General features: G+C 63.3%; 8 protein-coding genes. 4 read left to right on the top strand and 4 right to left on the bottom strand.

The annotated features are described in order from the left end of the window. Window positions 1–13: 13 nt before the first annotated feature. Together HLH29_RS18280 and HLH29_RS18285 are read right to left on the bottom strand one after the other, a co-directional pair. The gene (locus HLH29_RS18280) at window positions 14–1,699 is read right to left on the bottom strand and encodes an MlaD family protein (protein WP_182968810.1); all 1,686 of its coding nucleotides are present in this window, start codon (window positions 1,697–1,699) and stop codon (window positions 14–16) included. Beyond that, complete coding sequence (locus HLH29_RS18285; protein ID WP_246374423.1) at window positions 1,696–3,132, bottom strand: paraquat-inducible protein A; 1,437 nt, start codon at window positions 3,130–3,132, stop codon at window positions 1,696–1,698. Before HLH29_RS18285 ends, HLH29_RS18280 begins: the two co-directional genes overlap by 4 nt. Window positions 3,133–3,972: 840 nt before the next feature. Here HLH29_RS18285 and HLH29_RS18290 point away from each other — a divergent pair. Beyond that, entirely contained in the window at window positions 3,973–5,289 is a 1,317-nt protein-coding gene (locus tag HLH29_RS18290) for a tyrosine-type recombinase/integrase (RefSeq protein WP_182968812.1), read from the top strand. A 302-nt stretch (window positions 5,290–5,591) separates the two neighbouring features. On the opposite strand, the gene HLH29_RS18295 is transcribed toward HLH29_RS18290, so the two are convergent. Together HLH29_RS18295 and HLH29_RS18300 are read right to left on the bottom strand one after the other, a co-directional pair. Further along, window positions 5,592–5,831: a hypothetical protein gene (locus tag HLH29_RS18295; RefSeq protein ID WP_182968813.1), complete on the bottom strand. Its 240-nt coding sequence runs from the start codon at window positions 5,829–5,831 to the stop codon at window positions 5,592–5,594. Continuing rightward, window positions 5,828–6,280 carry a helix-turn-helix domain-containing protein gene (locus tag HLH29_RS18300; RefSeq protein WP_246374424.1) on the bottom strand — a complete coding sequence of 151 codons (453 nt, stop codon included), beginning with the start codon at window positions 6,278–6,280 and terminating at the stop codon, window positions 5,828–5,830. The genes HLH29_RS18295 and HLH29_RS18300 overlap by 4 nt, the downstream gene beginning before the upstream one ends. Window positions 6,281–6,346: 66 nt before the next feature. Here HLH29_RS18300 and HLH29_RS18305 point away from each other — a divergent pair, with 66 nt between their 5' ends. Genes HLH29_RS18305 through HLH29_RS18315 form a run of 3 tightly spaced genes read left to right on the top strand, consistent with a single transcriptional unit; the run spans window position 6,347 to window position 7,226 of the window. Then, window positions 6,347–6,523 carry a hypothetical protein gene (locus HLH29_RS18305; protein ID WP_182968814.1) on the top strand — a complete coding sequence of 59 codons (177 nt, stop codon included), beginning with the start codon at window positions 6,347–6,349 and terminating at the stop codon, window positions 6,521–6,523. Beyond that, complete coding sequence (locus HLH29_RS18310; protein ID WP_246374425.1) at window positions 6,520–6,807, top strand: hypothetical protein; 288 nt, start codon at window positions 6,520–6,522, stop codon at window positions 6,805–6,807. Before HLH29_RS18305 ends, HLH29_RS18310 begins: the two co-directional genes overlap by 4 nt. An 8-nt stretch (window positions 6,808–6,815) precedes the next feature. Further along, on the top strand, window positions 6,816–7,226 hold the full coding sequence (locus HLH29_RS18315) for a hypothetical protein (RefSeq protein ID WP_182968815.1): 411 nt from the start codon (window positions 6,816–6,818) through the stop codon (window positions 7,224–7,226). Window positions 7,227–7,589: the final 363 nt, after the last annotated feature.

The raw sequence follows: 7,589 nt of genomic DNA on the forward strand, positions 1-7,589 counted from the left end.
GCAGTCTCATAGACTAGCGTCCCGTGATCAGCGCCGAAGGATGGCGATTGAGGAAATCGGTCAGAAAGCGCAGCGACCGCGCCGCCTCGTTCAACTGCACCAGCATCTGCTGCAGGTCGCGGTGGAAGTCGGTATCGCCGCCATAACTGCCCATCAGCTTGTTCGCGTTCTTCAGCGTGCTGTCCAATTGCGCGCTCATTTGCGGCAGGCGCTGGAATAGCGGGTGCATGCCGCTGCGGGCGTCGCCGGCCAGCGCCTGGACGTTGCGCAGCGAATCGCGCAGCGCCACAATGGCTTGGCGTACCTCCGGCGAATCGATCCGCGCGTCGGAATGGGCCAGCAGATTGTTCAGATTGTCGCCCACCTGCGTCAGCGGCATCGCCGCGATCTTGTCGGCAACGGTGGACAGCGAATCCATGATCCCGCTCATCCCGCCGGCCTTGCTGGGAATGACCAGCGCCATCCCCTCGGTCCCCACCGTGGCGGGCGTGGCCTTCTTTACGAAATTCAGACTGATCATCGACTCGCCGGTCAGCAGGCTGGCGCTGTCGACCGAGGCCCGCAGCCCGTTATCCACCAGCGCCTGGACGGTCGCGGCCATGGTGTCGCGATGAATCTCGCTGAGCGGCAGGATACGCTCGGGCTGGATTTCCATCCCCACCCGCACCCGGGCGGTCCCGGCCTTCTGGTCCAGCACCAGCTTCACGCTGGTCACGGTCCCCACCTGGATGCCGAACATCGTGACCTGCGCCCCGACCGTCAGGCCGGACACCGAACTGGTCAGGTAGGTCACCAGCGACACGCGCTCGCGATAGCCCGCATTATCCGCCGCCTCATTGCTGTCATACAGGCGGAAGACCGAATTCTTGGGTGCTTGCGGCGCGAAGGTACCCTCCCGCTTGTCCGGCAGGCCGAACGCGACCCCGCCCGAAAACAGGGCCTGGATCGATTGCAGCTTCACCTTCAGACCGCCCGCACCCAGCCCCACCTGAACGCCCGACACGTTCCAGAACCGCGTATCGGTGCGCAGGTAGCTATCATAGGGCTTGCGGATGAAGACCTGGATCAGGATCGGCCCCTCGCCCCCCGGCGGCATGGTATAGCCCAGCACCTCACCCACATCGATGTCGCGGAAGAAGACCGGTGCCCCCTGCCCGATCGACCCCAGCGAGGGACTGATCAGCGTATAGGTATTGCCCGGCTGGTCCGACCGCATCCCCGGCGGCGCCTCCAGCCCCTTGAATTCGGTGGTGCTGGTCCCGCCCGGCACGCCCGGATCCATCGCGATATAGGCCCCGGTCATCAGCGTCTCCAGACCGGTGACGCTGGCACCGTTCAGACGCGGCCGCACCACCCAGAAGCGCGCATGGTCGGTCAGCATCGGTGAGGCGTTGGCGCTCATGCGCACCCGCACCTCGACATGGCGCATGTCGCGCGTCAGCGTCACGTCCTGCACGGTGCCCAGCGGCACGGCCTTGTTCTTGACCTGGGTCTGGCCGCTGGTCAGCCCGTCCGCGGTGTCGAAGACAATGGTGATGACCGGGCCCCGCCCCATGATGCCGCGCCAGCCCAGATAGCCCGCAATACCCAGCGCCACGATCGGAACCAGCCAGACGATCGAGAAACGATAGCGGCGCGCCGTGGCCTCGGGCGCCGAGGCAGCGCGATCGCCGGAATGATCTTGTGGGTCGTCGGTCACGCCTGCCTTGGCTCCATCCTGTCAGTCCTTGCCGCGTTCCGGCCACGCCGCGCGCGCACGGCGGCGGACGTCACACCATCGGGAGACGGGCCGTTCAGGCCCGCCGCATCCCACATCACCCTAGGGTCGAAGCTCCATGCCGCGAACAGGGTCAGCACCACCACCGAGGCGAAGGCCACCATGCCGGCATTGGCCGTGACGCTCGCCAGCGTATTGAACCGGACCACCGCCACCAGGATCGAAACCATGAACACGTCGATCATCGACCACCGGCCGATAATGTCGACGACGCGGAACAGCCGCGTGCGCTGCACCAGCGCGAAGGACGACCCGCGCCAGGTGCTGGTCACCATCCAGCTCAGACTGAGGATCTTGAGCATCGGCACCAGGATGCTGGCGAAGAACACCAGCAGCGACAGCGGGATCATCCCGTCCTGCCACAGCTCGATCGCCCCCTCGATGATCGTATGGCCGCCCCCGCCTCCCAGCTTGAAGAAGGTCATGACCGGGTAGAGATTGGCCGGAAAATAGAAGATGACAGCCGCCATCAGTAAGGCACTGGTCCGCGCCAGCGTGTCCGGGGCCCGGCGCCACACCCGATGGCCGCAACGCGGGCAGATGCCGACACAGCGCAGATTGCTCACCGGCGCGCCCAGCTCACCTACCAACCCGCAGGACTGGCACGCCACCAGATGATCGACCGGCGGCAGCGGAATATCGTCGATATGGACATTGCTGACCATCACCCGCTCGCCGTCTTCCTGGCGCGTGACGGCATCCACGCGCCGGTGCTGCCAGATCCGTTCGGTATCCAGCGTCGAATCCGTGGCCGCCATGGTCAGCATCAGCGCCGAAATCAGGTAGACGGCCGGCCCCACATCGACATGGGCCAGATCGGTCAGCTTGGTGTAGGCGACGAAGATGCCCAGGACATAGACCTCGATCATCGACCAGGGCCGCATCTTTTCGTACCAGATCAGCAGGTGCGGCGCCCAGTCGGGCATATGGCGCCGACTGGCAGCATAGAGGATGGCGAACATCATGCCGATCACCACCGCGGGCGCCGCGACGGTCACCAGCCCGACCAGAATCCCAGCCTCGCCCCACCCTTCATGCAGCAATTCCATCGGCCCGGTGACCAGATCCACCGTGCGCTCGCGCCCATACACATCCAGCGTCATCAGCGATGACGCCAGGGCCGCCAGATAGAGGGCACAGGAACTGATGCAGAACGCCAGCGGCGTCTGGAGCGGCGAGGTCCGGCGCCGCCATTCCAGCGTCTGCCCGCACCGCGCACACGCGGCCAATTCGCCGGCCCGCAAGGGCGGGCGGCGCTGAAACAGGCCGCATCCGGGGCATTCCACCAGATCGCCGATCGTGCGGACATGGCGCAGGTCGGCTGTCCGACGTGGCCATGCGGCCCGACGGAACATGCGTGAAGTCCGCGCTGACATCGTCTCGCTCATGACCCACCGTACTATAGATCAAAATCGGACCGGCGATAGTCATTCAGCATATTGCTGCCATGACCAAAGCCGGAGGACGGATGGATGGAGGAAATCTTTCCTCACGAATAGCCGCCGCACCATCGCATGACCAACCCGGCGCTTCCGGGGTCATCACGTGAAAACCAGAATATTTGGACAACGGCACCGCAGGCTGGCGACACCCCCTCGCCCAACCCTGCCCCCGTCTACGGGATATACGATAACGATCTCTTGAGTCCGCCGCCACGGAAACAGGCATCAGCCCTTCAGGAGGGCAAAGACGGCACGAACGCCAACGATATCATCATATGGAAAAATGTCTTGGTGAAACCCGAAGACAGGGAGGGCAGTATGCTGCCAAACCATTCAGCCCATGATCTGCGACCATCAGAAGACTGAAGTGGTGCCGGTGAAGAGATTCGAACTCCCGACCCCATCATTACGAAACAGGTGCTATAAAATACCCTCAAAGTGCCTCACGATGCCTAGTCGTGCAAAAACAATGGGATAAGTGAGACGAAAAAGGCGACGAGATGCCTAGTGGTGCCCGAAGACGCCTGTATTACGATTCTAAATGAGTCCGGATTGAGTCCGGAACGGTGGCCGACAGGCCCGAAAAGGCAGTCCGAGGGGCTGAAAAATCTGGGGAGATACACAATTGCAGGTGTATAGGTGTAATAGGTGTAACACACATATATTATATACTGTTTTTATTGACTTTTTTCCTCTCATGCTGGTTACACCTTCCATTTCCAATGGTGTAACAGGTGTAACCGGGGCCAGCCGATGAAGCTGACAAAGCGGGAAATCGACGTTCTGGCCTGCCCGCCGGGGAAGCGGGACGCGCTGTTCATGGACGACGAAGTGCGCGGCTTCGCGATTCGCGTGACCGAGACCGGCTCGAAGGTCTTCCTGTTCCAATATCGATTCGCCGGGCGCGTGCGGCGTCTGGTCCTCGGCCCCTATGGCGACCTGACCCCAGCCCAGGCCCGAAAGCTGGCCGAGGAAGCGCGCGGCCGTGTGCTGGCCGGTGGCGATCCGGTCGGGGAAAGAAAGGCCCATGCCCTGGCCGCACAGGCCGAGATAATCCGCCGGAAGGCGGAAGCGGCGGCCTACGTCCTGACGCTGGATCGGCTGATCGGTCGGTGGCAGGAAGGCCCCTTGCAGGATCGCAGCCCGTCCTACGCCAAAGAAGGCCCCGCCCGCCTGCGTGCCAGCCTCCCCAAGCTGCTGGGCAGCCCCGCCCGCGCGATCACGACGGCGGAAATTCAGACCCGACTGGATGACGTCGCCCGCAATCACCCGGTATCGGCCAGGCGGCTCCATGCGCTGGGGCGATCAATGTTCGGCTGGGCAGAAAAGCGGGGTCTGGTGCCCGCCAACCCGTTCACCGGAGCAATCCCGGAAGGGCGCGACATATCGCGGGAGCGGGTGCTGACAGACCTGGAACTGGCGGCCATCTGGAACGCCGCCGGCCGGCTGCCCTACCCGTTCGGCCCGTTCTTCCGCCTGCTGACCCTGACGCTGCAACGCCGCGACGAAGTGGCGGGCATGAGTTGGGCCGAACTCTCCCCCGACCTGACCATCTGGACGCTACCGGCCGAGCGGGCAAAGAACGGCCGAGCGCATATCGTCCATCTGTCGGAACCCGCCAGGCACATCCTTGCCGGCCTGCCCCGGCAGCCTGACCCGAAGACCGATACCCTGTCGCCCTATGTCTTCACCACCACCGGCCGCGCGCCCATCAGCGGCTTCTCCAAGGCCAAGACCCGGCTGGAACAGGCGATGGCCAAGGCGGTGGGCACGCCGCCGGGAAAAGAAGCCTCATCCCTGCCGGATACGGACTGGCGGCTACACGACCTGCGGCGAACGGGCGTGACGGTCATGGCGCGGCTGGGGATCGGCCACCATGTGGCAGATCGCGTCCTGAACCATGTGCAAGGCGCCATCAAGGGCGTGGCTGCCGTCTATCAGGGCCACGAATTCGAAGCCGAGCGGGCGGCGGCGCTCGATAGCTGGGGCCGCCATGTCCTGACCGTAGCGGAGGGCCGCACGCAGGGTCAGCAGGCCGGCAACGTAGTGCCGCTGCGGCCACAGGCTTGATATTCAGTTCTGTGCAAAGGCGAAGGACCGAACTACCAGCGCACCCCTACCGACGCGCCGGGTCGCGTGCCTCGCGGCGTTCCGCCGCCCGGTGCCGTTTCCAGAAGGGGCGCTTGAGCCAGCGGAGGTGCTTTCGCCAACCGCCATAGACTGCCAGATGCCCGGCTTTCGCATGTGCCATGACCGATCCCCTCTGCCCCAGACAGATCAGATATCGCGCCGGCCCATCGCATAAAGAGCCAGCCCCGCCAGCCCGAACGCCACGGGAATCCAGAAGACGCTAAGGGCGAAAACCACCGTGTTCATTCTTCCAGACCTTTCAGCAAGGCTCCGGCCACCCAATACAGCCCGAACGCCACCATAGCAGACAAAGACCCGGCAGCCAGAATTATGAGCCGCTGCGTTGGCGTAGGGGACGATGCCACCAGGGATAAGACAGGCGACACAACGCCGGCGGTGAGGGCATAGGTTGCCACCGTGTTGACGGCATTGGCGCGTAGCTTCGTCGTCTCGTTGTGGATCAGCTTCTCGCGCGGCGTCATGCGCCATCCTTCCTGTTCGCCCGCCGATCCCGGCCCGAACGGATGACCCGGTCGCCTTCGCGGATTTCCGCCTGGTCAAAAAATGCGTCGGTCAGGTCCGGGGCCTCGTCGGGATCGGCCTGGACGGACATGGGCGGCGTGATGGGGGCATCCTTCCTCAGCCGCACTCCTGCGCCACCACCATTTTCGGGAATGAACTCAACGCCGGCGGTTTCCAGGGCTGTGCGGATGGCTGACAAGGTTGCTGCTCGTGGCGCACCCTCACCCAGTTCAAATCTGACAATTGTCCGTTTTGGTATGCCGCTATTCACAGCCATCTGGTCTTGAGACCATCCGATAAACGCACGGGCAGCGCGAGCCTGTCCGGGGGTTATGGAAATTTTGGTGCCATTTTCGCTTGCGGCCATTTTGGCGTTATGGCACTGAATTGGCCGTTCATCAATGAACAAATGGCCGAACGAGAAGCGTAGGACCTTCTCGTCCGGCCTAACCACAACCGAATCGGAGTTTCGGCAATGGCTGATCTTGCCTATGGCACATGCTCACAAACGTGGGCATGGATACTCGTACGCGCAACTGGGACATCGGTTGCCATTACATTCCTCTTTTTCGTCGCCCTGGCCGGCTTCGCCCGGCCGGAGACGCTGGCCATCCGTTCTGCGCCGCTGGTGCTGGCGGAGAACGGCCGATGAACGCCCATTACAACGTCAGCAAAGGCCCCGCGAAGAGCCTGTCCCCGGTCTGCGATATCACCCATGCCTCCGATGATTTGGCCCAGTTGGCCATTCTTCTGCGCTGGGCCGGTACCGCCGTGACAGACTGCCTCTCGCCCAACAGCGTTGCGATGTCCGAAGTCGGGAGTGCCATGAGGTGGGCCGGACAGATGATCGAAGAGCGCTGTGCCATCATCAGCGAGGCGGCCAGCGGCATCGACGTTGATAGCCCTGTCACCATCAAAAAACGGGGCGCGCCATGAATGATCACATGGCAGCCACCCCGGCGCCGAAGGCTGCGGGCGATGCCGAATTCATGCGGATTGCCACCTGCGCACAGGACGCGCAGGCGGCATTCGTGGCGTCCGTAGAGCGGTGGTCCGGTGTCATTCACATGCCACCTGACGCCGAGACCGAACAGGACCGGCTCTTTCTGGTCGCTGATGACTTACGACGGCAAGCCATGTCCATGCCAGCCCGAACAGCAGCGGGCCTGCGCGCCAAGGCCCGGATGGTGCTGGACACCATCGGGCTTGATGACGATGACGTGCTTCCGCCCGGCGATCAGGATTTTCCGGCCTGGTCGTTGGCCCGCGATTTACTGGGGCATGCGTATGACACCTTTTGCACATGGCCGCCCCACCGCAAGGCTTGCCTGTTCCTGCTTTGTCCCAGATCATAGCCCCTGGCGCGGCTAGGTTTGGCCGCCGAACGCCGGGACCCCACGCTTGGCCCGCCGCGCCGCTTCCATTCATGCGTGGGGGTAGCCGGCGTGGGGCGGCGGATATGACGGACAACAGCGCAAAGCTGCGGCTGGATCGCGGCGAGTGGGTAACATTGGATGAAGCTTTTCCAGAACTGGTTCCCTCCGACTTGCTGGACGGGATTTGCTTCTCAGTTCTTGAAGCGGAGACCATGGGGGGTATTCCCCACATTAGAGTCTAATCCGATCTGTTTGGATCATATCCTGCGGCCCTGAAGTAGTTTGCGCATTCGGCGGGCATGAAGTTTTGTGAGATGAGACCGATGACGTCCCATAATCCGG

Source organism: Gluconacetobacter tumulicola (genome assembly GCF_014174215.1).
GTDB classification, from domain to species: Bacteria; Pseudomonadota; Alphaproteobacteria; order Acetobacterales; family Acetobacteraceae; genus Gluconacetobacter; species Gluconacetobacter tumulicola.

Excerpts from the sequence above, each read along its gene's own strand:
- HLH29_RS18315 (WP_182968815.1), top strand. The coding sequence starts at position 6,816 with ATGGCAGCCACCCCGGCGCCGAAGGCTGCGGGCGATGCCGAATTCATG.
- HLH29_RS18285 (WP_246374423.1), bottom strand. The coding sequence starts at position 3,132 with ATGTTCCGTCGGGCCGCATGGCCACGTCGGACAGCCGACCTGCGCCAT.
- HLH29_RS18310 (WP_246374425.1), top strand. The coding sequence starts at position 6,520 with ATGAACGCCCATTACAACGTCAGCAAAGGCCCCGCGAAGAGCCTGTCC.
- HLH29_RS18305 (WP_182968814.1), top strand. The coding sequence starts at position 6,347 with ATGGCTGATCTTGCCTATGGCACATGCTCACAAACGTGGGCATGGATA.
- HLH29_RS18290 (WP_182968812.1), top strand. The coding sequence starts at position 3,973 with ATGAAGCTGACAAAGCGGGAAATCGACGTTCTGGCCTGCCCGCCGGGG.
- HLH29_RS18295 (WP_182968813.1), bottom strand. The coding sequence starts at position 5,831 with ATGACGCCGCGCGAGAAGCTGATCCACAACGAGACGACGAAGCTACGC.